The following is a 514-nucleotide window of genomic DNA, read 5'->3' on the forward strand; positions in this document are numbered from 1 at the left end:
GTCGTGCACGACGAGCACGTCCCCGAGGAGGCGTGGCGTCGGGTCCACCCGGTCACGCCGGCGCTCAAGGGCTGGAAGACGCTCGTGGCGGTCGTCGTGATCGCCGGGTACCAGGCGGCCGACGACGTGCGCTCGGCCGCGGACCTGCTCGGCGGTCCGGGCTGGCTGATCGCGCTGGGGATCGTGCTGCTCGTCGCGCTGATCGGCTGGGGGTACGCGGCGATCGCGTGGCGGCACATGCGGTTCGCCGTGACCGACGAGGCCGTGCACCTGCACTCGGGCGTGCTCTTCCGCACGCAGCGGCAGGCGCGCCTCGACCGGCTGCAGGCGGTCGACGTGGTGCAGCCGCTGCTCGCGCGCCTGGTCGGGCTCGCCGAGCTGCGGCTCGAGGTCGCGGGCGGCAGCGGGTCGGCCGTGCAGCTCGCGTACCTGCGTGAGCCCGACGCGCAGGCGCTGCGCAGCGAGCTGCTCGCGCTCGCGGCGGGGCTGCGGCGCCCGTCGTCGGCCGCCGCGA

The 514-nt window shown here is 76.3% G+C and carries 1 protein-coding gene; it reads left to right on the top strand.

Annotated features, from left to right (window positions below):
- Positions 1 to 3 precede the first annotated feature (3 nt).
- Positions 4 to 514, top strand: a 511-nt coding sequence (locus CWIS_RS12455) for a PH domain-containing protein (protein WP_156186641.1), incomplete at its 3' end; no start/stop codon positions are given.

This window comes from Cellulomonas sp. A375-1 (genome assembly GCF_001040865.1).
In the GTDB taxonomy this organism is placed as follows: domain Bacteria; phylum Actinomycetota; class Actinomycetes; order Actinomycetales; family Cellulomonadaceae; genus Cellulomonas; species Cellulomonas gelida.